27 protein-coding genes and 1 riboswitch are annotated in these 20,780 nt (G+C 77.7%); of the genes, 10 read left to right on the top strand and 17 right to left on the bottom strand.

Features of this window, described 5'->3' with window-relative positions; all coding sequences use genetic code 11:
• Positions 1–37: 37 nt before the first annotated feature.
• Complete coding sequence (locus tag HLV61_RS22155) at positions 38–733, top strand: (2Fe-2S)-binding protein (RefSeq protein WP_369259421.1); 696 nt, start codon at positions 38–40, stop codon at positions 731–733.
• A 110-nt stretch (positions 734–843) separates the two neighbouring features.
• Here the strand turns inward: HLV61_RS22155 and HLV61_RS22150 are convergent, their stop codons facing one another.
• Entirely contained in the window at positions 844–1,866 is a 1,023-nt protein-coding gene (locus tag HLV61_RS22150) for an S-adenosylmethionine:tRNA ribosyltransferase-isomerase (protein ID WP_369259419.1), read from the bottom strand.
• Positions 1,863–2,552, bottom strand: a complete 690-nt coding sequence (locus HLV61_RS22145; RefSeq protein WP_369259417.1) for an SDR family NAD(P)-dependent oxidoreductase — start codon at positions 2,550–2,552, stop codon at positions 1,863–1,865. The genes HLV61_RS22150 and HLV61_RS22145 overlap by 4 nt, the downstream gene beginning before the upstream one ends.
• 46 nt (positions 2,553–2,598) lie before the next feature.
• Between HLV61_RS22145 and soxR the strand changes: the two genes are divergently transcribed.
• Positions 2,599–3,066 (top strand): redox-sensitive transcriptional activator SoxR, encoded by a 468-nt coding sequence (gene soxR, locus HLV61_RS22140; RefSeq protein ID WP_369259415.1) that lies wholly within the window; start codon positions 2,599–2,601, stop codon positions 3,064–3,066.
• Positions 3,067–3,148: 82 nt separating this feature from the next.
• Positions 3,149–4,000 carry a 4,5-DOPA dioxygenase extradiol gene (gene ygiD / locus HLV61_RS22135; RefSeq protein WP_369259413.1) on the top strand — a complete coding sequence of 284 codons (852 nt, stop codon included), beginning with the start codon at positions 3,149–3,151 and terminating at the stop codon, positions 3,998–4,000.
• 15 nt (positions 4,001–4,015) lie between these two features.
• On the opposite strand, the gene HLV61_RS22130 is transcribed toward ygiD, so the two are convergent.
• From HLV61_RS22130 to HLV61_RS22065, 14 genes are read right to left on the bottom strand one after another with little or no spacing between them, the layout of a single operon-like run.
• Positions 4,016–4,297 (bottom strand): helix-turn-helix transcriptional regulator, encoded by a 282-nt coding sequence (locus HLV61_RS22130; RefSeq protein ID WP_369259411.1) that lies wholly within the window; start codon positions 4,295–4,297, stop codon positions 4,016–4,018.
• A complete protein-coding gene (locus HLV61_RS22125) occupies positions 4,294–5,148 on the bottom strand; it encodes an ABC transporter permease (protein ID WP_369259409.1) in 855 nt (284 codons plus the stop codon). The genes HLV61_RS22130 and HLV61_RS22125 overlap by 4 nt, the downstream gene beginning before the upstream one ends.
• Positions 5,145–6,080: an ABC transporter ATP-binding protein gene (locus HLV61_RS22120; RefSeq protein WP_369259407.1), complete on the bottom strand. Its 936-nt coding sequence runs from the start codon at positions 6,078–6,080 to the stop codon at positions 5,145–5,147. Before HLV61_RS22120 ends, HLV61_RS22125 begins: the two co-directional genes overlap by 4 nt.
• 47 nt (positions 6,081–6,127) lie before the next feature.
• Positions 6,128–6,841 (bottom strand): SGNH/GDSL hydrolase family protein, encoded by a 714-nt coding sequence (locus tag HLV61_RS22115; protein ID WP_369259405.1) that lies wholly within the window; start codon positions 6,839–6,841, stop codon positions 6,128–6,130.
• Complete coding sequence (cobA, locus tag HLV61_RS22110) at positions 6,838–8,163, bottom strand: uroporphyrinogen-III C-methyltransferase (protein ID WP_440285288.1); 1,326 nt, start codon at positions 8,161–8,163, stop codon at positions 6,838–6,840. Before cobA ends, HLV61_RS22115 begins: the two co-directional genes overlap by 4 nt.
• Positions 8,091–9,173, bottom strand: coding sequence for an Rv2231c family pyridoxal phosphate-dependent protein CobC (gene cobC / locus HLV61_RS22105; protein WP_369259403.1), 1,083 nt, complete (start codon positions 9,171–9,173; stop codon positions 8,091–8,093). Before cobC ends, cobA begins: the two co-directional genes overlap by 73 nt.
• Positions 9,170–9,517: a cobalamin biosynthesis protein gene (locus tag HLV61_RS22100; RefSeq protein ID WP_369259401.1), complete on the bottom strand. Its 348-nt coding sequence runs from the start codon at positions 9,515–9,517 to the stop codon at positions 9,170–9,172. Before HLV61_RS22100 ends, cobC begins: the two co-directional genes overlap by 4 nt.
• On the bottom strand, positions 9,508–10,359 hold the full coding sequence (locus HLV61_RS22095; protein ID WP_369259399.1) for an energy-coupling factor ABC transporter ATP-binding protein: 852 nt from the start codon (positions 10,357–10,359) through the stop codon (positions 9,508–9,510). Before HLV61_RS22095 ends, HLV61_RS22100 begins: the two co-directional genes overlap by 10 nt.
• The gene (gene cbiQ, locus HLV61_RS22090; protein WP_369259397.1) at positions 10,356–11,090 is read right to left on the bottom strand and encodes a cobalt ECF transporter T component CbiQ; all 735 of its coding nucleotides are present in this window, start codon (positions 11,088–11,090) and stop codon (positions 10,356–10,358) included. The genes HLV61_RS22095 and cbiQ overlap by 4 nt, the downstream gene beginning before the upstream one ends.
• Entirely contained in the window at positions 11,087–11,395 is a 309-nt protein-coding gene (locus HLV61_RS22085; RefSeq protein ID WP_369259395.1) for an energy-coupling factor ABC transporter substrate-binding protein, read from the bottom strand. Before HLV61_RS22085 ends, cbiQ begins: the two co-directional genes overlap by 4 nt.
• Positions 11,392–12,087 (bottom strand): energy-coupling factor ABC transporter permease, encoded by a 696-nt coding sequence (locus tag HLV61_RS22080; RefSeq protein WP_369259393.1) that lies wholly within the window; start codon positions 12,085–12,087, stop codon positions 11,392–11,394. Before HLV61_RS22080 ends, HLV61_RS22085 begins: the two co-directional genes overlap by 4 nt.
• Positions 12,074–13,456, bottom strand: a complete 1,383-nt coding sequence (locus HLV61_RS22075) for a cobyrinate a,c-diamide synthase (protein WP_369259391.1) — start codon at positions 13,454–13,456, stop codon at positions 12,074–12,076. The genes HLV61_RS22080 and HLV61_RS22075 overlap by 14 nt, the downstream gene beginning before the upstream one ends.
• 40 nt (positions 13,457–13,496) lie before the next feature.
• Positions 13,497–14,111 (bottom strand): cob(I)yrinic acid a,c-diamide adenosyltransferase, encoded by a 615-nt coding sequence (gene cobO, locus HLV61_RS22070; RefSeq protein WP_369259389.1) that lies wholly within the window; start codon positions 14,109–14,111, stop codon positions 13,497–13,499.
• A 1-nt stretch (position 14,112) separates the two neighbouring features.
• Positions 14,113–16,125, bottom strand: coding sequence for a putative cobaltochelatase (locus HLV61_RS22065; protein ID WP_369259387.1), 2,013 nt, complete (start codon positions 16,123–16,125; stop codon positions 14,113–14,115).
• A 58-nt stretch (positions 16,126–16,183) separates the two neighbouring features.
• Positions 16,184–16,255, bottom strand: a riboswitch (cobalamin riboswitch).
• A 106-nt stretch (positions 16,256–16,361) separates the two neighbouring features.
• Here HLV61_RS22065 and HLV61_RS22060 point away from each other — a divergent pair.
• From HLV61_RS22060 to HLV61_RS22035, 6 genes are all read left to right on the top strand, one after another.
• Positions 16,362–16,820, top strand: a complete 459-nt coding sequence (locus HLV61_RS22060) for a hypothetical protein (protein WP_369259385.1) — start codon at positions 16,362–16,364, stop codon at positions 16,818–16,820.
• On the top strand, positions 16,817–17,260 hold the full coding sequence (locus tag HLV61_RS22055; RefSeq protein ID WP_369259383.1) for a hypothetical protein: 444 nt from the start codon (positions 16,817–16,819) through the stop codon (positions 17,258–17,260). The genes HLV61_RS22060 and HLV61_RS22055 overlap by 4 nt, the downstream gene beginning before the upstream one ends.
• Positions 17,257–17,550 (top strand): transcriptional regulator, encoded by a 294-nt coding sequence (locus HLV61_RS22050; RefSeq protein ID WP_369259381.1) that lies wholly within the window; start codon positions 17,257–17,259, stop codon positions 17,548–17,550. The genes HLV61_RS22055 and HLV61_RS22050 overlap by 4 nt, the downstream gene beginning before the upstream one ends.
• A gap of 3 nt (positions 17,551–17,553) precedes the next feature.
• On the top strand, positions 17,554–18,615 hold the full coding sequence (locus HLV61_RS22045; RefSeq protein WP_369259379.1) for an AbrB family transcriptional regulator: 1,062 nt from the start codon (positions 17,554–17,556) through the stop codon (positions 18,613–18,615).
• A gap of 71 nt (positions 18,616–18,686) precedes the next feature.
• A complete protein-coding gene (locus HLV61_RS22040) occupies positions 18,687–18,950 on the top strand; it encodes a hypothetical protein (protein WP_369259377.1) in 264 nt (87 codons plus the stop codon).
• A 142-nt stretch (positions 18,951–19,092) separates the two neighbouring features.
• The gene (locus HLV61_RS22035) at positions 19,093–19,857 is read left to right on the top strand and encodes a maleylpyruvate isomerase family mycothiol-dependent enzyme (protein WP_369259375.1); all 765 of its coding nucleotides are present in this window, start codon (positions 19,093–19,095) and stop codon (positions 19,855–19,857) included.
• A gap of 16 nt (positions 19,858–19,873) precedes the next feature.
• On the opposite strand, the gene HLV61_RS22030 is transcribed toward HLV61_RS22035, so the two are convergent.
• Complete coding sequence (locus HLV61_RS22030) at positions 19,874–20,386, bottom strand: type II toxin-antitoxin system PemK/MazF family toxin (RefSeq protein WP_369259373.1); 513 nt, start codon at positions 20,384–20,386, stop codon at positions 19,874–19,876.
• A 158-nt stretch (positions 20,387–20,544) separates the two neighbouring features.
• Here HLV61_RS22030 and HLV61_RS22025 point away from each other — a divergent pair, with 158 nt between their 5' ends.
• Complete coding sequence (locus tag HLV61_RS22025) at positions 20,545–20,739, top strand: hypothetical protein (protein ID WP_369259371.1); 195 nt, start codon at positions 20,545–20,547, stop codon at positions 20,737–20,739.
• The last annotated feature ends 41 nt before the right edge of the window (positions 20,740–20,780 follow it).

Genomic DNA, 20,780 nt, shown 5'->3' with positions numbered 1-20,780 from the left:
GCAGCCGACCGCAACCTGCCTGCAGCACACTGACCGGGTGGACGGCGGACCCCAGGCGGTCGTGGCGGCGCGGGTGCCCGGCGCCGCCGGCCTCGGCCTGCTCGCACCGCCGTCGGCCCGCCCGTTCCCGGCCGCCCTGCTGGCCGACCCGGCGTGGACGGCCGGCCGCGTGGCCGCACTGGGCCGCCGCTACCGCAGCGCCGACCGGCGGGTGCTCGCGACCGTGTGGTGGTACTCCGCCTCCGCGGTGCTGCTGACGCCGGTCGCGGCGGGCCTGGCCACCGGCCGGCCGCTGTCGGCGCGGCTGGCCGACACCACCCTGTACGAGATCGCCGGCGGCACCGTGCTGGCCGGCGTCTCGCGGGCGCCGGCGGGACCGGACTCCGCGGGGGAGCTGCGCGAGGCGCTCGGCTCGGCGATCGCCGCGGTGGCCGAGGCCGGCGGGGTGCGGCCGCGGCCGCTGTGGGCGGTGGCCGCCGACTCGCTGGCCGGCCGGCTGCTCGCCGTCGGCCGGGCGCTGGGCGCCGTCGGCGCGGTCACGGCGCTGGCCGCGCCGGTGGCCGCGGCCGTCGGCAACCCGATGCCCGCGCCCCGGTACACCGACGTCGGCGGCGTCCGGTACGTCCGCCGCGTCTCCTGCTGCCTGCTGCTCCGGCTGCCCGGCGAGGCCATGTGCACGGCCTGCCCCGCCCGGCCGCCCGCGCACCGGCAGGTCCTCCTGGAGGGGCTGTGACATGGTCGTCCTGACGGACGACACCGCGACCAGGCGCCGTCCCCGGCGGCGCTGAGCCCATCCGTCGTGCCTGCGCGGACCCCTCCGGGGCCCGCTCGGCACGACACCGGCTACGGCAGGAACAGCATCGAGTCGCCGAACTCGTGCCAGAGGTAGGTGCCGGCGGCGGCCGCGTAGGCGCGCTCCACCAGGTCCCGGCCGGCGACCGCCTCGAGCAGCAGCAGATGGCTGGCCTCGGGCTCGTGCAGGCCGGTGACCAGCCCGGTCACCGCCCGCGCCGGCCGGTCCGGGCCGAGGACCAGGTCGGTCCAGCCCGCGCCGGGCCGGGTGACGCCGTCCTCGCCGGTGACCGTCTCCAGCGCCCGGGTGACCGTGGTGCCGACGGCGACCACGCGCCGACCGGCCGCCCGCGTCGCGGTGACCAGCCGGGCGGTGACCTCCGGGACGCGGTAGCGCTCGGGCGCCGGCGGCTCGTGCAGCTCGGGGCTGGACACCCCCGCGTGCAGGACCAGCGGCACCACCGGGACGCCGCGGGCCAGGAGGCGCACCAGCAGGCGGTCGGTGAAGGGCCGGCCGGCGCTGGCGTTCTCCGCGCTGCCCGGCTCGGTGGCGTAGACGTTCTGGACGTCGTCGAGCGCGAGCGGCCCGCGCAGGTGGCGGTAGCGGACCGGCTCGCCGTGCCGCGCCAGGTACGCCGGGACGGCGACGGCCGGGTCGGCGGCCGCCCGCCACAGCCGCCCGGGCCGGGTCGGGTCCGGGAACCCGGTGCGCAGGACCAGCCGCACGCCGCCGGGCAGGGCCAGCGCGGCGCCGGGCTCGAGGCCGGTCTCGGGGCCGTCGTCGCCGGGGCGGCGCACCTCGACCACCCAGGTGCCGTCGTCCAGCGTCGTCGAGACGTGCACCGGGACGTCCGTGCCGTCGGCCCGGCGGGCGGTCAGGCGGGCGGGGAGCGTGGCCGAGGTGTTGACCACGACGAGGTCGCCGGGCTCGAGCAGGCCGGGCAGGTCGGAGAACCGGGCGTGGGTGAGGCTGCCCGGGCGCACGGCCATCAGCCGCACGCCGTCGCGGGCCAGGCCGCGGCGCTCCGGCGGCTCGGTGGCCTCCGCTCCCATCGGGACGGCAACGGCGGTCACCGGGCCACCTCCAGGTCCCCGACGCGCACGCGCGCACCGGGCAGGTCCCCGTCGAGCAGGCGCAGCAGCGCCCGGGCGACGTCCCCGGGTGCGGCCAGGTCGGCCGGGTCGGCGCCGGGGTCGGCCGCGGCGTGCATGTCGGTGGCCATGTCACCGGGGTCGACGGCGACCACGCGCAGCGCCGGGTCCTCCACGGCGAGCACCGCGGTCAGCAGGTCCAGCGCGGCCTTGCTCGCCCCGTAGCCGCCCCAGCCGGGATACGGCTCGACCGCGGCGTCGCTGCTGAGCGAGACCACCGTCCCGCCGGCGCGCCGCAGGGCGGGGAGGACCGCCTGCACCAGCGCCAGCGGGGCGACGGTGTTGGTCCGCAGCAGGTCCTCCAGCGCCGCCGGCGGGAGGTCGGCCAGCGGCGGCAGCGGAGTCGGGCCGAGGGCGGAGGCGTTGTTCACCAGCAGGTCGAGGGAGTCGCCGGCCGCGGCGGCGAGCGCGGCGCGGTGGGCCGGGTCGGCGACGTCGCCCGCGACCGCGGTGACCAGGTCGGGACGGGGGAGCCCGGCGACGGCGGAGTCCAGCCGGCCGGCGTCGCGGGCGTCGACGACGAGCCGCCAGCCGCGCTGCGACAGCTCGGTGGCGAGGGCGAGTCCGAGGCCGCGGGAGGCCCCGGTGATCACTGCGGTGGAGGTCATGCGGTTACCGTGGGACCTCGAGGCGACTTGAGGTCAAGGGGGCGCTGTGGAGCTGCTGCCGATCGGGGAGGTGGCCGCGCGGTCGGGGCTGGCGCCGTCGGCCCTGCGGCACTACGAGGCCGAGGGGCTCATCGCCGCCACCCGCACGCCCGGGAACGCCCGCCGCTTCCCGCGCTCGGTGCTGCGCAGGCTGGCCTTCGTGCGCGCGGCGCAGAACGTCGGCCTGTCGCTGCCGGAGATCCGGGAGGCGCTGGCCACGCTGCCCGACGGGCGCACGCCGTCGGCCAGCGACTGGACCCGGCTGTCGGCCGGGTGGCGGGACCGGCTCGACGCGCAGATCGCCGCGCTCGAGCAGCTGCGCGACGGGTTGTCCTCGTGCATCGGCTGCGGCTGCCTGTCGCTGACGGCCTGCGCGCTGTCCAACCCGGGTGACGTCGCGGGCGCCGAGGGGCCGGGCGCCCGGCGGTTGTCCCCGCAGCTGCGGCGTCTCCCGCCGGCCGGCCGCGCGGGCTGAGCGCCCCTCGCGGAGCCCCTGCGGGCGGGGGATGATCCGGACGGGACCGATCAGCGCGGCCGCCGTGGGGGAGGAGAGCCGGATGACCCTCGTGCCCGCTGCCTTCATCGGGCACGGCAACCCGATGAACGCCCTCGAGCGCAACCGCTACACCGAGGCCTGGCGCGCCTTCGGCCGCGCGGTGCCCCGGCCGCGGGCGATCCTCGTCGTCTCGGCGCACTGGTACGTGCACGCCACCGCGGTGACGGCGATGCCGCGCCCGCGCACGATCCACGACTTCTTCGGCTTCCCCGGCGAGCTCTTCGACGTCTCCTACGACGCGCCGGGCCTGCCCGACCTGCACGAGCAGGTGGCCGACGTCGTCTCCCCGACCTGGGTGGGCGCCGACCTCGACAGCTGGGGGATCGACCACGGCGCGTGGTCGGTGCTGCTGCACGCCTTCCCGGAGGCCGACATCCCCGTCGTCCAGCTGTCGATCAACGCGCTCAAGGGGATCGACTACCACCTGCAGATGGGTGCCGCGCTCGCTCCGCTGCGGGAGGACGGCGTCCTGGTGATCGGCAGCGGCAACGTGGTGCACAACCTCGGCGGGGTCAGCCGCGCCCTGCCCGACGCCGGCTTCGACTGGGCGCAGCGCTTCGACCAGTCCGCGCGGGAGCTCATGCTCACCGACCCGGGCGCGATCGGGCGCCTCGACGGGCACCGGGACTTCGACCTCGCCGTCCCCACGCCCGACCACTTCCTGCCGCTGCTCTACGTGGCCGGCATGGCCGGTGCCACCGGCGCGCCGGCGGAGGTGCTCGTCGACGGCTACGCCTACGGGTCGCTGTCGATGACGTCCTACACGGTCGGCATGCCGGCGCCGGACGTCGCGGGCAGCGGCGTCGCCGCGCCGCTGCCCGACGGACCCCCGCCGGACGGCGCCAACGTCTGAGGCCGGGTCCGCCGCTCAGCCGGCCGCGGCGGGCGGGTCGGCCGGTGCCGGGCGGGCGGCGTCGCTGATCCGCGGGAACGGACGGGTGGAGAACACGACCTCCACCGGCAGCCCGAAGAACTCCGCGATCCGCAGCGCCAGGTTCAGGCTGGGGTTGTACTCGCCGCGTTCCAGGTAGCCGACCGTCTGGTAGTGCACGCCGAGGGCGTCGGCGAGCTCCCGACGGGTCACGCCCTGCTCGGCCCGCAGCAGGGCGATCCGGTTGTAGACCGCGTCCGCGCCGCGGTCACCGGTCACCTGACCCACTGCAGGCTGGCCTCGCGGGCCGCCTCGACCTGCGATCCGGACTGCCGGCGGGCCATCCGGCGCAGCACCCGGGGCGTGACGAGCAGCCCGGCCACCGCCCAGGCGGCGAGCACCAGCACCGTCGCCCCGGTGCGCCAGGAGTCCCCGACCTCGAGGGCCACCGCGGCGTCGGGGAGGAAGGCCGACCGGAGGCCCAGGCCGATCCAGTACACGGGGAAGACCTGGGCCACCACCTGCACCCAGCCCCACAGCGCCTGCAGCGGGAAGAAGATCCCCGAGATCGCGGTGAGGACGAGGACGGGCAGCATGCCCCAGGTGCCCACCTTCTGGGTGCTGGGCACGACCGAACCCAGGATCATCCCCAGCGGGAGCGTGGCCAGCAGGCCGAGGACGACGATCATGGCGACCGTGAGCCATCCGCCCGCTCCGCGGTGCATCAGCCCGTCGAAGAGCAGGAAGCTCGGCACGAGGATCGTCAGGAGCGAGGGCACCAGGCCCAGCGAGTGGAACGTCAGCTGCCCGGTGACGTAGCCCTGCATGCCGTGCGGCAGCGCCTTGTGCCGCAGGAGGGTGCCGTCCTCCCGCTCCATCGCCAGCGCGAAGGCCGGCCCGATGACGACGCCGAAGGCCAGCAGCGCGCCGAGGATGCTCGGCAGCGCCCAGGTCGGGTAGAGGAGCCCGCTGTCCCCGACCTCGTTGTCCCGGTTGAACCACAGCAGGAGCAGCGTGCCCACGGCCGTGAACAGGTAGAACCCCTGGTCCTGCGGGCTGCGCAGGCTCTGGAGGAACTCCGTCCAGCCGCGGCGCAGGCCGAGGGCGATCGCGTGCCGGGTCGGGTTCACCGGGGGACCTCCTCCAGGACGGGCTCGGGCCGCAGGCCCGCCTCGGCGCGCGCGACCATCGCCAGGTAGGTGTCCTCGAGGTCCGCCCGGCGGACCTCGAGGTCGGTCAGCTCGTCGCCGTGCTCCTCGAACAGCCGGCGGACGAAGGCGACGACGTCGGTGGCCGGGTGCACGAAGCGCTCCCGGCCGCACGCCCAGCGCACCTCCGCGGTGCCGGCGACCTGCCGGCCCAGCTCCTCGGCGCTCCCGTCGGCGACGATCCGGCCGCCGGTCAGGATGAGGATGCGGTCGGCCAGCTTCTCGGCCTCGGCGAGGTCGTGGGTCGTCAGCAGGATGCTGGTGCCCTCCAGGTCGGACAGCCGGTGCACCAGGTCGTGGAAGTCGCGGCGGGCCTGCGGGTCGAACCCGGCGGTCGGCTCGTCGAGGAAGAGCAGCTCGGGGCGGCCGATGATGCCCACCGCCACGTCCAGCCGCCGCCGCTGCCCGCCGGAGAGGGTGACGATCTTGCGGTCGGCGTGCTCCCGGAGCCCGACGGTGTCCAGCAGCCAGTCCACCTCGTAGGGGCGCGGGCGCTCGGGGGTCGAGTACGGCGTGTAGTAGTCGCCGAGCAGGGTCAGCAGCCGGCGGGGTGTCCACCGGGCGTGGTCGCGCCAGGACTGCAGCACCACACCCACCCGCGCGCGCCACGCGTCGTCGGCGCGGGCCGGGTCCTGGCCGAGCACCCGGACCTCGCCGGCCGACGGTATCCGGAAGCCCTCGAGGACCTCGATCGTCGTCGTCTTGCCCGCGCCGTTGGGGCCGAGCAGGCAGACCACCTCGCCCGCGTGCACGGTGAGGTCGACCCCCGCCAGCACCTCGTGGGTCCCGTAGGTCATGCGCAGGTCGCGCACCACGATCACGGCGTCGGACGTCGGGCTGGGCGGTACGGGCATCGGGGCCTCCGCGGCAGGGACCGGTGGTGCCCGTGATAGTAGGGCTGCTACATCGGTAGCGGAAGTGCTGTACCGGCCAGAGTGCCGGCCCAGATCCGGCAGGCGGCGGCACTCGGGTGGAAGCCGTCCTCGGCGAAGAGCCCCGGGCCGTCCAGCGGCGGCGCGGGCGCGTGCCGGACGCCCGGGCCGGCCAGGGCCTCCAGCGCGCCGTCCAGGGCCCGGGCGTGCCGGCCGAGCACCCCGCGCAGGGGCTGCGGCAGGGTCGGGAACCGGCCCATGTCCGGCAGCCCGGCGAGCACCACGACGCCGCCCGGCGCGGTGAGCGCCCGCAGCTCCTCGAGCAGCGCGGTGACGTCGCGGCGCCAGGCGGCGCGGCCGCGCAGCCGCAGCGTGTCGTTGACGCCGAGGACCACGAGGACGACGTCGGCGGGCGGCCCGGCCAGCCCGGGGACCAGGCGCACGAGGGCCTGCCCGGCCGTCGTGCCGGTGCGGGCCGACAGCCGCCAGCGCACCTCCCGCCCGCTCCGGCCGGCCAGCGCCTCGGCGAACCGGGCGGCGAGCGCCTCCTGCTGCGTGGCCACCCCGACGCCGGCGGCCGGCGACTCCCCGAGCACCGCCACGGTCAGGGCCGGCGCCTTCCCCGGGACGACGCCGCTGCGCGGGCCCGCGGCCTCGGGCAGCACCGGCGTCCGGCGGCGCACCCCCGCGCCCTGCACGAGCAGGACCGGCGCGAGCAGGGCGGCGGGCAGCCGGGAGGTCACGCCGGGGGAGTCCGCACGCCCAGCGAGACGACCTCCCCGACCACCCACACCGCCGGCGGGCGGATGCCCTCCTCGGTGAGCGTCCGCGCCAGCCCGGCCAGCGTGGTGCGGACCGCGCGCTGCGTGGCGGTGGACCCGTCGGCGACGACGGCGACCGGCGTCTCCGGCGGGCGCCCGTGCTCGACCAGCGCCGCCGCGATCGCCCCCGCGGTGTCCACGCCCATGAGCACCACGACGGTGCCGCGCAGCCGCCCGAGCGCCGCCCAGTCGACCAGCGACTGCGGGTGCCCCGGTGGCACGTGCCCGGAGACGACGACGAACTCGTGCGTGAGCCCGCGGTGGGTCACCGGGATGCCGGCCAGTGCGGGGACGGCGATCGCGCTGGTCACGCCCGGCACCACCTCCACCGGCACGCCCGCGGCGACGCACGCCTCGAGTTCCTCCATGCCGCGGCCGAAGACGAACGGGTCGCCGCCCTTGAGCCGCACCACCCGCCGGCCGGCCAGCGCGTGCTCCACCAGCAGCGCGTTGATCTGCTCCTGCGCCATCGACCGGCCGCGCGGCAGCTTCGAGGCGTCGATGACCTCGACCTCCGGCGGCAGCGAGGCCAGCAGCGACTGCGGCGCCAGGTGGTCGGCCAGCACGACGTCGGCCTGCGCGACCGCCTGCTGCCCGCGCACGGTGATCAGCCCGGGGTCGCCGGGCCCACCACCCACGAGGACCACGCTGCCGGTCCGGCCGCCGGAGGGCTCGCGGGCGGCGCGGTCGCGGATGCTGCCGTCGGTCAGCCCCGCGACGACGGCGTCGCGCACGCCGACCGCCCGCTGCGGGTCGCCGCCGCCGTGCACCCCGACCACCAGGTCGCCCTGCCGGCCGACGGCGGGCGTCCAGACGCTGGAGGCCGACCGGTCGTCGGCGCGGGCGCAGAAGACCCGCAGCCGCTCGGCCTCCTCGGCCACGGCCGCGTTGACGGCCGGGTCGTCGGTGGCGGCGACGGCGTACCAGGCGCCGTCGAGGTCGCCGGGCCGGTACTCGCGGCGCACCCAGGACAGCGAGCCGGGGACCACCAGCGCCTCCAGCGCGGGCGTGACCTCCGGGCTGACCACGGTGACCCGCGCGCGGGACTCGAGCAGCCCGGCCACCCGGCGGTGCGCGACCTGGCCGCCCCCCACCACGACGACGCGGCGGTCGAGCAGGCGCAGGCCGACGGGGTAGACGACGCCGGACGACGGGTCGACGGGGGTCGCGTTCAGCGGTGCTCCTCCGGGACGGCGGCCGGCAGCGACGTCGTCGTCGGCATCGGACCAGGGATCTCGGCACACAGGATCGCAGCGAGGTCCGCGGCGAACGCACGCGAGGTCGCCGGGTCGCGGACGGCCACCCGGAGGTGGTCGGGGGACAGCCCCGGGAAGGTGTCCCCGCGGCGCACCGCCCACCCCCGGTCGCGGAGCGCCGCGCGCACCCGGCCGCCGCCGGGCACCCGCAGCAGCACGAACGACGAGGCCGGCTCCCCGACGACGGCCACCCCCGGCGGCAGCGCGGCCAGCAGGGCGGCCCGGTGCCCGGCGAGCTCGCGCGCGGCCGCGTCTGCCTCGGCGCGGGCGGCCGCGGTCGTGCAGGCCACCGCCGCCGCCAGCGCCGGGGTGGACAGCGGCCAGTGCGGCTGGGCGGCCGCCATCGCCGCGACCAGGTCCGCCGGGCCGAGCGCGTAGCCCACGCGCAGGCCGGCCAGCCCCCACGTCTTGGTCAGGCTGCGCACGACGAGCAGGCCGGGCAGGTCGGTGCGCCCGGCCAGCGACGCCGGCTCCCCGGGCACGGTGTCGGCGAAGGCCTCGTCGACCAGCAGCACGCGCCCGGGCCGGGCCACCGCGGCGACGGCGTCCGCCGGGTGCAGCACCGACGTCGGGTTGGTCGGGTTGCCCAGCACCACCAGGTCGGCGCCGGCGGGGACGGCGGCCGGGTCCAGCCGGTACGCGGGCGGGTCGAGCAGCAGCCGCTCGACGGGGTGCCCGGCCGCGCGCAGCGCCGCCTCCGGCTCGGTGAACGACGGGTGCACGACCACCGCCCGCCGGGGCGCGAGCGCGCGGGCCGCCAGCACGAACGCCTCGGCGGCGCCGGCGGTGAGCAGCACCTCGGCGGGGTCGCGGCCGTGCGCGGCGGCCACCGCGGCGCGGGCCGGGCGCGCGTCGGGATAGGCGGCGACGTCGTCCAGCGCCGCCCGCAGCACGTCGCGCAGCCACGGCGGCGGCGTCCCGGCGCGGACGTTGACCGCGAGGTCGACCAGCCCGGGCCCGAGGTCGTCGTCGCCGTGGTGGTGGAGGGGGTCGGTCACGCGGCCACCGCCACGGTCACCCGCCCGTGCACCGACTTGGGCACCACGAGCCGGGCGCCGCCGAGCAGCGCCGCCGCCTCGGCCACCGACGCCGTCCCCACGGCCGCGGCCACCCGCGCCGACGGCGAGGGCACGGAGACCGCCGCCAGCACCGCCGCGGGGTGCCCGGTCAGCGGCCAGCCGCGCGCCGCCGCGGCCCCGGCCACCCCGGGCTCGGCCGCGCGGAGGTCGAGGGTGGCCAGCGCGGTCACCCGTGCGCCGGCGGGCAGGACGGCGTCGACGGCGGCCAGCACCTCGTCGGCCGACACCCCGGGCACCGCGCCGACGCCGACGGTCACGTCCACGGGGTGACGCCGGGCCGGTCGGGGAGGGCGGCCAGCAGCGCGGCGGCGTCGACGGGGAGCGGGCCGTCGGGCAGCAGGCCGAGGTCGCGCAGCCGGGCGCCCACGGTGAGCGCCCAGGGCCGGTCCAGGCGGGCGCGGACGAGCAGGCCGTCGTCGGCGAGGAGCTCCTCGGGCCGGCCCTGCACCACCCGCCGGTCCACGACGACGGCGACCTCGTCGGCCCAGCGCAGCGCGAGGTCGACGTCGTGGGTGCTCATGACCACCGTGGAGCCCGAGGCCCGCAGCCGGTCGAGCGCGGCCAGCGTCTCGGCGACGGCGGAGGGGTCGAGGCCGGCGGTGGGCTCGTCGAGCAGCAGCACGCAGGGGCGCATGGCCACCGCGCCGGCGATCGCCACCCGCTTGCGCTCGCCGTAGGACAGCTGGTGCGTGGGGCGCGCGGCGAGCCCGTCGACGGCGAGCAGCGCGAGCGCCTCGGCCACCCGGGTGCGCACCTCGTCCTCGGGCAGGCCGAGGTTGAGCGGGCCGAAGGAGACGTCCTGGGTCACCGAGGCGCTGAACAGCTGGTCGTCGGGGTCCTGCAGCACCAGCTGGACCTCCTGCCGGTGCCGCCGCAGGCCCCGGCGGGTGTGGTGCAGCAGCTCGCCGTCGACGGCGACCCCGCCGGCGTCGGGGCGCAGCGCGCCGGACAGGCAGCGCAGCAGCGTCGTCTTGCCCGAGCCGTTCGCGCCGAGGACCGCCAGCCGCCGGCCGGCCGGGATGGTGAGCGAGGCGCCGTCGAGCACCCGGCGGCCGCGCTCGTAGCCGACGACCAGCCCCTCGGCGGTGATCGTGCGGTGGCTCATGCCAGCACGCCGAGGGTGACCAGCGCCGCCAGCCCTGCTGCGGTCGCGGCGAGGAACCCGGGGGAGGACGGGCGGGCCTCGGGCAGCACCCGCAGCCCGGTCTCCATCCCGCGGCCGGCCAGGCCCTCCTGCATCCGCCGGGCGCGGTCCCAGGAGCGGGTGAGCACCGCGGCGGCCAGCATCCCCGAGGACCGGTAGGAGCGGCGCAGCGACGAGTGGCCCATCCGCGCGGTCTGCGCCTCGCGGATGGTGGACAGGCTCTCCAGCAGCACGAACAGCAGCCGGTAGGTCACGCTCGCCACCTCGACGACGGCCCCCGGCACGCGCAGCCGCCGCAGCGCCGGCAGCAGGTCGCTCATGGGCGTGGTGGTGGCGAGCAGCAGCACCGCCGCGCCCCCGGCCACCGAGTGCCCGACCAGCTCGCCGGCCCGGACCGCGGCGTCGGGAGCCCACCCGAGGCCGCCGCCGTCGACGGAGACGACGGCGGTCAGCGCTCCGACGGCGACGAAGGCCAGCGGCCAGCGCACCGCGCGGCCGAAGGTGCGGGCCGGCACCCGCGCGGGGCCCAGCGCCAGGACGACGGCGGCCAGCGCGACGAGCACGCCGCCGGGCCAGACGGGCAGGACGAGCGCGCAGCCGACCAGCCCCGCGCAGAGGACGAGCTTGTCCACCGGCGAGCGGGTGCGCCAGGCGCTGGCCCAGGCGGCGTCGTCGACCGCCAGTCCGGTCACGGCGCCTCGGCGGGCGGCGTGGTCTCCCGGGCGCCGCGGCGGCCGCGCAGCCGGCCCAGCACGTAGCCGAGCACACCGCCGCCGAGGGCCGCCTGCAGCGCGAACAGCCCGGACTCGACCTCGCTCGAGGAGGGGCTGAACACCGACTCGAACCAGGGCGTGTACCCGGACTCCTCGATCGTCTCGGTGGCCAGGCTGTCGGTGCCGGCGTACTCGGACGCGCCGCCGTCGAGCACCAGCGGCAGGGCGAACAGCGCGACGACGGCGAGGACGAGCAGCGCGGTGACCAGGGAGCGGCGGGTCATCGGACCTCCTCCGCCGTCTCCTCCGCGGGAGCGGGGCGCAGCACGCCGAGGCGCTCGAGCTCGGGCCGGGCGTTGACCGTCAGCACCCGGAACAGCAGGACGCCGAGCAGGCCCTCGGCGACGGCCAGCGGCACCTGGGTGACGGCGAAGACGCCGAGGAACTTGGCCGCCGCGCCGGCGAGGCCGCTGGCCGCGTCGGGGAAGGCCAGCGCCAGCTGCAGCGCCGTCGTTCCGTAGGTGGCGAGGTCGGCCAGCGAGAGGGCCACGAAGACGCCGGGCAGCAGCCCGGCGCCCAGCCCCCGGGCCAGCCGGTAGGCGCCGTAGCCGGCCCACGGCCCGACGACGGCGAAGGCAAACGCGTTGGCGCCCAGCGTGGTCAGCCCGCCGTGCGCCAGCAGCAGCGCCTGGAACAGCAGGACCACCGTGCCCAGCAGCGCCATGACCGGTGGGCGGAAGAGCACCGCTCCGGCGCCGGTGCCGGTCGGGTGGCTGGAGCTGCCGGTGACCGAGGGCAGCTTGATCGCGCTCAGCACGAAGGTGAACGCCCCGGCGGCGCCGAGCAGCAGCGTGGACTCCGGGTGCTCGCGCACCTCCTTGACGACCGCCCGGGCGCCGTGCACGACGAACGGGGCGGCCGCGACCGTCCAGCCGATCGCGTGCGGTGCCGGGAGGAAGCCCTCAGCGATGTGCATGGCGTGCCCTCTCCGGGACCGCCGCCGCGCAGGCGGCGACGAACCGTTCGGCCAGTGCCGGGGAGCCGGCCCAGTGCAGGTGCAGGTAGGAGGCGTGCACGGAGCCGGCGACGAAGCCCTCGGGTCCGGCGCCGGCCCGTCCCCAGGCGGGGGTCGGGCCGGCGGCGGGGAGGGCGTGCGTGCGGTGGAACTCGTGGCCGCGCACGCGGGTGCCGGCCGGGGCGAGCACGCTGTCGGTCAGCGCCACCGCGGCGCGGTAGCCGAGGGTCAGCCGCGGCGTCATCGCCGTCGCGACGTCGAGGACGCCGCACATCGGCGAGCCGTCGAGCTCGCGGGACAGGTACAGCAGGCCGGCGCACTCGGCGGCGACCGGTCCGCCGCGCGCGGCCAGCGCCGCGATGTCGGCCCGCAGGGTCGTGTTGGCCGAGAGCTGGTCGGCGTAGACCTCGGGGAAGCCGCCGCCCACGACCAGCCCCGCGGTGCCCTCGGGCAGCGCCTCGTCGCGCAGCGGGTCCACGGTCACCACCTCCGCGCCGGCGGCCGCGAGCAGCTCGGCGTGCTCCGCGTAGCCGAAGGTGAACGCCGGTCCGCCGGCGACGGCGACGCGCGGCCGCCCGGGGACGGGGGTCACCTCGGCGGCCGGGTCCCACGGTGCGGCGTCCAGGTCGGGGGCGGTGCGGGCCAGCCGCAGCACGGCGTCGAGCTCGACGCCGCCGGCGACCACCTCGCCGAGCCGGCGCACGGTGGCCAGGGCCTCGGCCGAGCGCTCGGCCGCCGGCACCAGCCCCAGGTGCCGCGAGGGCGTGCCCAGCTCGGCCAGCCGCCGGACCGCGCCGAGCACCGGCACCCCGGCCGCGTCCAGCGCCTCGCGCAGGATCGCCTCGTGCCGGTCGCTGCCGACCCGGTTGAGCACCACGCCGCCGAGGCGCACTGACGGGTCGAACGTGGCGAACCCGTGCACCAGCGCCGCGACGCTGCGCGCCTGCGAGGACGCGTCGACCACCAGCACGACCGGGGCGCGCAGCAGCCGCGCCACGTGCGCCGTCGAGGCGTAGCCGGGCTCGACCTCGGGGTGCGTGGCGCCGTCGAACAGGCCCATGACCCCCTCGACGACGGCGACGTCGGCACCGCGCGCACCGTGCAGGAACAGCGGCGCGATGCGCTCCTCGCCGGCCAGCCAGGGGTCGAGGTTGCGGCCGGGTCGCCCGGCGGCCAGGCCGGCGTAGCCGGGGTCGATGTAGTCGGGGCCGACCTTGTGCGGGGAGACGGCCAGGCCGCGGGCGGTGAGCGCGGCGACCAGCCCGGTCGTGACCGATGTCTTGCCCGCGTTGCTCGACGGGGCGGCGACGACCACGCGCGGGACGCTCACTCCGCCCTCCCACCGGCGGAGACGGCCACTCCTGCCGCCCTCACCACTCGATCCCCCGCTGGCCCTTCTGGCCGGCGTCCATCGGGTGCTTGACCTTGGTCATCTCCACGACCAGGTCGGCGGCGTCGACCAGCGCCTGCGGTGCGTCCCGCCCGGTGATGACCACGTGCTGGGTGCCCGGCCGGTCGGCCAGCGTCGCGACGACGTCGCCGACGTCGACCCAGCCCCACTTGAGGGGGTAGGTGAACTCGTCGAGGACGTAGAAGCGGTGCGCCTCCGCGGCGAGGTCGCGCTTGATCTGCGCCCAGCCCTCGGCGGCGTCGGCGGCGTGGTCGACCTCGCTGCCCTGGCGGCGCGACCAGCTCCAGCCCGAGCCCATCTTGTGCCAGACCACCGGGCCGCCCTCGCCCGTCTCGGCGTGCAGCCGGCCCAGTGCGCTCAGCGCGTTCTCCTCGCCGACCTTCCACTTCGCGCTCTTGACGAACTGGTAGACCGCGATCGACCAGCCCTGGTTCCACGCGCGCATCGCCATGCCGAACGCGGCGGTGGACTTGCCCTTCATCTCACCGGTGTGCACCACCAGCAGCGGCCGGTTGCGCCGCTGCCGCGTCGTCAGCCCGTCCTGCGGGACGACGGCGACCTGTCCCTGGGGCATGTCAGGCCGCCTCCCGCACGCTGCGGACGGTGGCCGCCAGCGCGTCGGCGGCGAGCTCCTCCAGCCTCAGCGTCCGCGCGGCCAGGTGGGCGCCGAGGACGCCGGCCAGCCCGAGCCGCACCGGCCCGGACTCGCAGTCGACGACGACGGCCGCCGTCCCCGCGTCCGCCAGCCGCCGCGCGGCCGTGTGCGCCGCTCCGACGGCGTCGGAGCCGCGCGCGCCGGTGGCCCGGCCGTCGGTGACGACGACGAGCAGCGGCCGCCGCTGGGGATCGCGCACCCGTTCCACGCGCAGGGTCTCCGCGGCCCGGTGCAGCCCCGCGGCCAGCGGCGTGCGGCCGCCGGTGGGCAGCTCGCGCAGCCGGGCCGCGGCGGCCTCCACCGACCAGGTGGGCGGCAGCGCCAGCTCGGCGTCGCCGCCGCGGAAGGTGACCAGGCCGACCTTGTCGCGGCGCTGGTAGGCGTCGAGCAGCAGCGACAGCACCGCGCCCTTGACCGCGCCCATCCGCGCCCGCGAGCCCATCGAGCCGCTGGCGTCGACGACGAAGAGCACGAGGTTGCCCTCGCGGCCCTCGAGGGTGGCCTGGCGCAGGTCCTCGCGGGCGATCCGCAGCCCCGGGCCGCTGCGCCCGCGGGCCACCTGGTGCGGCGCCGCGGCCAGCACGGTGTCGACCAGGTGCAGCCGGGTCACCGGCCCGGACGGGCGCACCGACCCGACCACGCGGCCGCGCTCGGCGCGCGCCTTGGAGCGCCGGCCGGCCACGCCCGTGCCGATGCCGGGCACCTCGAGCCGGCGGGCGCGGAAGGGGTCCGACGGCGCGACGGCCGCCTTCTCCCGCGCCGGCGCGCCCGCGGCCTCCTCGCCGCCCTCGGGTGAGCCTTTGTCGCGATATCCGCCCTCGTCGGGACCGGGACCGGGACCGGCGTCGTCGTTCGGGGGCGGCGGGGGAGTGCCGCCGTCGCCGGGGCCGTCGGGCGGGGGCGGGTCCTCGTCGGGCGCGTCCTCGGGGCGGGAGTCCTCGAGCGCCTGGTCGAGGGTGTCGTCGTCGAGGCCCGGCGCGTCGAACGGGTTGCGCCGGCGGCGGTGGGGGAGCGCGAGGCGGGCGGCCACCCGGACGTCGTCCTCGGTGACCTCCTCGCGGCCGCACCAGGCGGCGTGCGCGATGGCGGTGCGGGCGGTGACGAGGTCGGCGCGCAGGCCGTCGACGTCGAAGGCGGCGCAGACCGCGGTGACCTGGCGCAGCGCGTCGTCGGAGAGGACGACGCGCGGGAGCCGGGCGCGCGCGTCGGCGATGCGCGCGGCCAGGGAGGCCTCCTCGGGCGCCCACGCGGCCCCGAACCCGGCCGGGTCGGCGTCGTGGGCGAACCGCCGGCGCACCACCTCGGCGCGCACCGCCGGGTCGCGCGGCGCGGCGACCTCCACGGTCAGCCCGAACCGGTCGAGCAGCTGCGGGCGCAGCTCGCCCTCCTCGGGGTTCATCGTCCCGACCAGCAGGAACCGCGCCGCGTGCCGCACCGAGACGCCCTCGCGCTCGACGTAGGCGGTGCCCAGCGCGGCGGCGTCGAGCAGCAGGTCGACGAGGTGGTCGTGCAGCAGGTTGACCTCGTCGACGTACAGGACGCCCCGGTGCGCGGCGGCCAGCAGGCCCGGTTCGAAGGCCTTCACGCCCTCGGTGAGCGCCCGCTCGAGGTCCAGCGAGCCGACGACGCGGTCCTCCGAGGCGCCCACCGGCAGCTCCACGAGCCGGGCGGGGCGGGTCTGCGCGGGCGCGGCGGGCTCGTGCGGTCCGTCGGGGCAGGCCGGGTCGGGCGCGGCGGGGTCGCAGGCGAAGCGGCAGCCGGGGACGACGGCGACGGAGGGGAGCACGGCCGCCAGCGCGCGCACCGTCGTCGACTTGGCGGTGCCCTTCTCGCCGCGCACCAGCACGCCGCCGATGGCGGGGGAGACGGCGTTGAGCAGCAGGGCCAGCCGCATGTCGTCCATCCCGACGACGGCGCCGAAGGGGTACGTCATGCGGCAGGGATCCTCTCCCCGGGTGTCCACGCCCGGAGGTGGCAGGAGGCGACGGCCGGAGTTCCTGACTCCCCGGCGGGTGGCCGGGTCACAGTGGCGGGACCGCGCCGGAGTCGCACCGGGCTTCCTCCACTGCCGTCGCTGTGGCGGCGCCCATGCAACCACGCGGGACCCGCCCCCGACAGGCCGGGGCGGTGACTTGACGGATCGGAAAGAGACGGTCCACACTTTCCGGCATGGAAAGCAACGACGTGGACCGGGCCACCGCGGCCGCCCAGCTGGCCGGCCTCCGGGCCGACCGGGAGGTGCTCGCCGACCGGGCGATGCAGCCGTGGTGGTACGACGTGTCGCTGGGACTGCTGGTGTTCGGCCTGCTCTCCGTCCTGGCGGTGGGCAACGTCTTCCTGACCCTCGCCGCCGTGGCGGGGTTCGCCGGCGCCCTCCGGTGGCTCATCTCGACCTACCGGCGGCGCACGGGCTTCTGGGTCGACGGGACACACGGCGCCATGCGCCGCGCGTCGACGGCGTACCTGGTGGTCTACGGCCTCGTCGCCGTGCCGGCGCTGGTGCTCGCCCTGGGTTTCGACCAGTCGTGGGCACTCGTGGTCGCCGGGGCGGTCGCGGGCGGAACGGCGGCGGTGACCAGCCGCTGGGCCGGACGGCTGTACGTGCGCGAGCTCCGGGGCGAGCTGTGACCGCGGCCGACCGGCAGCGGGCCGCGGCCGACCAGCTCGCGGGCCTGCAGGCCGACCGGGAGGCGCTGGCCGACCGGATCCTGCAGCCGTGGTGGTACGACGTCGCGCTGGGGCTGCTGCTCTTCGGCTTCCTGGCGTCCTACGCCTTCGACTCCCCCTGGGTGACCGTCCCCGCGTTCGTCCTCTTCGCCGCCGGCCTCGGTGCGCTGGTCGCGGCCTACCGGCGGATCACCGGGGTCTGGATCGGCACGCCGACCCGGGCCATGGTCCTCTGGGGCGGCATCGTGCTGGTGGTCCTGGTGCCGGCGCTCGTGCTGGCGGAGGCCTACGACCAGCGCTGGGCGATGGTGGTGGCCGGCGCGGTCCTGGGCGTCACCGTCGGCGTGCTCAGCCGCGTCTGGATGCGCGCGTACGTCGCCGAGCTGCGGAGCCCGCGGTGACGGCGGTCGCGCCGCACTTCGACGCGGTCATCCACCCCTCGCCGCGACTGCAGATCTGCGGACTGCTGGCGGCCGTCGACACCATGGAGTTCGCCACCGTCCGCGACCGGGTGGACGTGAGCGACTCGGTGTTGTCCAAGCACGTCAAGCAGCTGGAGGAGGCGGGGTACGTGAAGGTCAGCAAGGCGACCGTGGCCTCGCGCCAGCGCACCAGCCTCTCGCTGACCAAGGAGGGGCGGCGGGCGTTCGACGCCCACGTCGCCGAGCTGCGCCGCATCGCCGGCCTGTAGCGGGTGCCCCGGCCCGCCGCGCGCGTCCTCGCCGACGGCGCCCTCGTCCTCGTCGGCGCCGCGCTGGCCGGCTGGCTGCTCGGCCGCGCCGGCGTCCCGTCGGCCGCGCTGTTCGGCGGACTCCTCGCCGGGCTGGTGCGCGGGCTGGCCGGGCGCCGGCCGCTCGGCGTCCCCCGGCCCGCGGCGGCCGCGTCCCAGGCCGTCGTCGGCGTCTCGATCGGCACCCTCGTCGACCCCGCGACCCTGGCCGCGCTCGGCGAGGACTGGCTGCCGGTCGTGCTGGTCACGCTGGCCACGCTGCTGCTCACCGTCGGCGCCGGCCTGCTGCTGCGCCGCCAGCCCGGGATCAGCCCGGTGACCGGGGCGTTCGCGATGATCGCCGGCGGCGCGTCGGGCATCACCGCGATGGCCCGCGACCTCGGCGCCGACGACCGCATGGTCGCCGTCCTGCAGTACCTGCGGGTGGTGCTGATCGTCGTCGCCATGCCGGTCGTGGCGACGACGGTCTACGGCGCCGACCCCACCGCCGGGACCGCCGTCCCGGTGGAGGCCACCCCCGGCTGGCCGGCCGGCCTGCTGTCCACCGCCGGCTGCGCCGTCGCCGGCGTGCTCCTGGCACGGCTGGTCCGGCTGCCGGTGCCGGCGCTGCTCGGGCCGCTGCTGGTGGCCGCCGCGGTGGACCTCGGCGGGCTGTCGGGCGGCGTGAGCGTGCCCGGACCGGTCGAGGCGGCCGCGTTCCTGCTCATCGGCCTGCAGGTGGGCCTGCGGTTCACCGTGGCCGCCCTGCGCACGGTCGGCCGCGCCCTGCTGCCGGCGCTGGCCGTCATCGTCGGCCTGGTCGTCGCCTGCGCGGGACTGGGGCTGGTCCTGTCGGCGGCCACCGGGGTCAGCCAGCTCGACGCCTACCTCGCGACGACGCCCGGCGGCCTGTACGCCGTCCTCGCCACGGCCACCGGGACCGGCGCCGACGCGACGTTCGTGCTCGCCGTCCAGGTGCTGCGGCTGTTCGTCATGCTGCTCGCCGCGCCGCTCATCGCCCGCCGGCTCCGCCGCCGGCCGGCCTGACCGGCGGGCGCGGCACGCCTACCCTCGTCCGGGTGGGTCGTGCGCCGAGGGAGGGGACGGAGCTGTCGGACGTGGAGACTGCGCCCGTGGACGCCGACGGCGACGAGCAGGACGCCGTCCTGCTGTTCGTCGGCGGCCCCCTCGACGGGCGCGTGGAGGTCCGCGCCGCCCGGCACGGTGCACCGCTCCCGACGGTCACGCACGTCCACCTGCACGGCGGTCCCAAGGTCGTCTCCCGCTACGACCTGCAGCCCCTGCCCGGCGCGGCCGGTGTCTACCACCTGCGCCCGCCGGTCCGGCAGCCCGGCAGCGACGACCGGGCCGCCGCCGACTGACCGTCGTGCGCCCGCGCGCGGGGCCCTTGACCTCCTGACACCGGCAGGCGAACGCTCTGGCCGTGACCGGGACGGTGCCGGTGCACCCCCGGCGGCACCGTCTGGAGTGCCGAGTCGGCCCTGACCCCCCGAGGAGCCCGGCATGAGCAGCACCGTCGTCTCCGTCGTCCCCCGGACCGGCCCGCGGCGGGCCGCCCTCGACCGGGACCGGGCCATGCGGCTGGCCGCCACGGAGTACGGCCGCTTCGTCGACCTGCTCCGGAGCCTCGACCCCGACGAGTGGGTGCGCCGGACCGACTGCCCTGGCTGGGACGTGCGCGCGGTGGCCGGGCACATGCTGGGCATGGCGCGGATGGTCGCCTCCGTCGGTGGGTTCGTCACGCAGAACGCCGCGGCCGCCCGGGCCGGCGGCGGCATCGACGCGCTGACCGCGCTGCAGGTGCGCCGGGCGGCCGGCCTGACCCCGGACGAGGTGGTGGCCGGGCTGGCGGCCGTCGCACCCCGCGCGGTGCGGGGCCGGCGCCGGCTGGCGGCCGTCGTGGGGCGCCTGCCGCTCCCCGAGCAGCAGGTGGTGGGGGAGCGTCGGGAGTGGTGGGCGTTCGGCTACCTGCTCGACGTCGTGCTCACCCGCGACACCTGGATGCACCGCGTCGACGTCGCCCGCGCCACGGGCAGGGACCCGCTGCTGACCCCCGGGCACGACGGCGTCCTGGTCGACGACGTCGTCCGCGAGTGGCTCGGCCGGCACGGCCGGGCGTGCCGGCTGCGGCTCACGGGGCCGGCCGGCGGGACCTGGGCGGCCGGCGCCGGCGGGCCCGACCTCGAGCACGACGCCGTGGAGTTCTGCCGGCTGCTGTCCGGACGCGGCTCCGGCGCGGGCCTCCTCGCGGAGCAGGTGCCGTTCTGAGCACCTGCCACCCCGGTCACCAGCCCTGCGTACGCCGGGCGGCGGCGACCACCCGCTCGAACAGCGCCCGGTCCAGCGCCGCGCCCTCCCGCCGCACCCGCGCCGGGTCCAGCGTGAGGAGCCGGTCGAGCCGCACCTCGCTCGGCCGGCCCCGGCCGTCCCAGCCGCCGGTACCGACGTCCATCCACGAGCGGCCGTGCCGGGCCTCGTCGGCGGCGTCGCGGTCGTGGTCCTTGCTGGTCAGCATCAGCCCCACCAGGTCCTCGCCCCGCCGGCCGACGACGAGCACGGGACGGTCCTTGCCCCGCCCGTCGCCCTCGTCGTAGGGCACCCAGGCCCAGACGACCTCACCCGGGTCGGGCCGGCCGTCCGCGCGCGGGCGGTAGTCGACGTCGACGCCGGACGGCGCCTGCCGGGCGCGGGGAGCGGGACGCCGCGCCGCGGGCCGGCGGGCGGCCGGCGCCGTGGCGGCGCGCAGCACCGAGAGGACGGCGTCGACGAGGCGGCTCGGACGGCTCGCACGGCTCATGGGGCGAACCGTACGGATCCGGGGCGGCGGACCGCCTCAGCAGTCCCGTTCGTCACATCGGTACCAAATCGGGCCGGTTCTGGTTGCGTTCCGTCGAACGGGGGCACCATTGCGTCACGGAACGCGTAGCCGCCGCGTTCCGGGAGAGGGGGGCTCCCATGACCTCGGCCCAGCCCGTCGTCGCCACCATCCCGCTGGTGCGCGAGCCGCGCGCCAGCGTCCTCGCCGCGTTCCAGCTGGTCGAGGACGCCCGCTACCTCGGGACCGAGCGCAGACCGCGCCACGTCCGCACCCGCCGGATCGCCGAGCGGACCATCGTCTCCCGCCGCCTCGCCCGCGACCTGCCCGTGTAGCGCCGGCGGCCGCAGCGCGGCCGTCAGCCTGTCGTCGGGCC

The sequence above is a fragment of the Geodermatophilus amargosae genome (genome assembly GCF_041028265.1).
Taxonomy (GTDB): Bacteria; Actinomycetota; Actinomycetes; order Mycobacteriales; family Geodermatophilaceae; genus Geodermatophilus; species Geodermatophilus amargosae_A.
The sequence above is the reverse complement of the archived record's forward strand: the minus strand, read 5'-3'. Positions and strand labels throughout refer to the sequence as shown.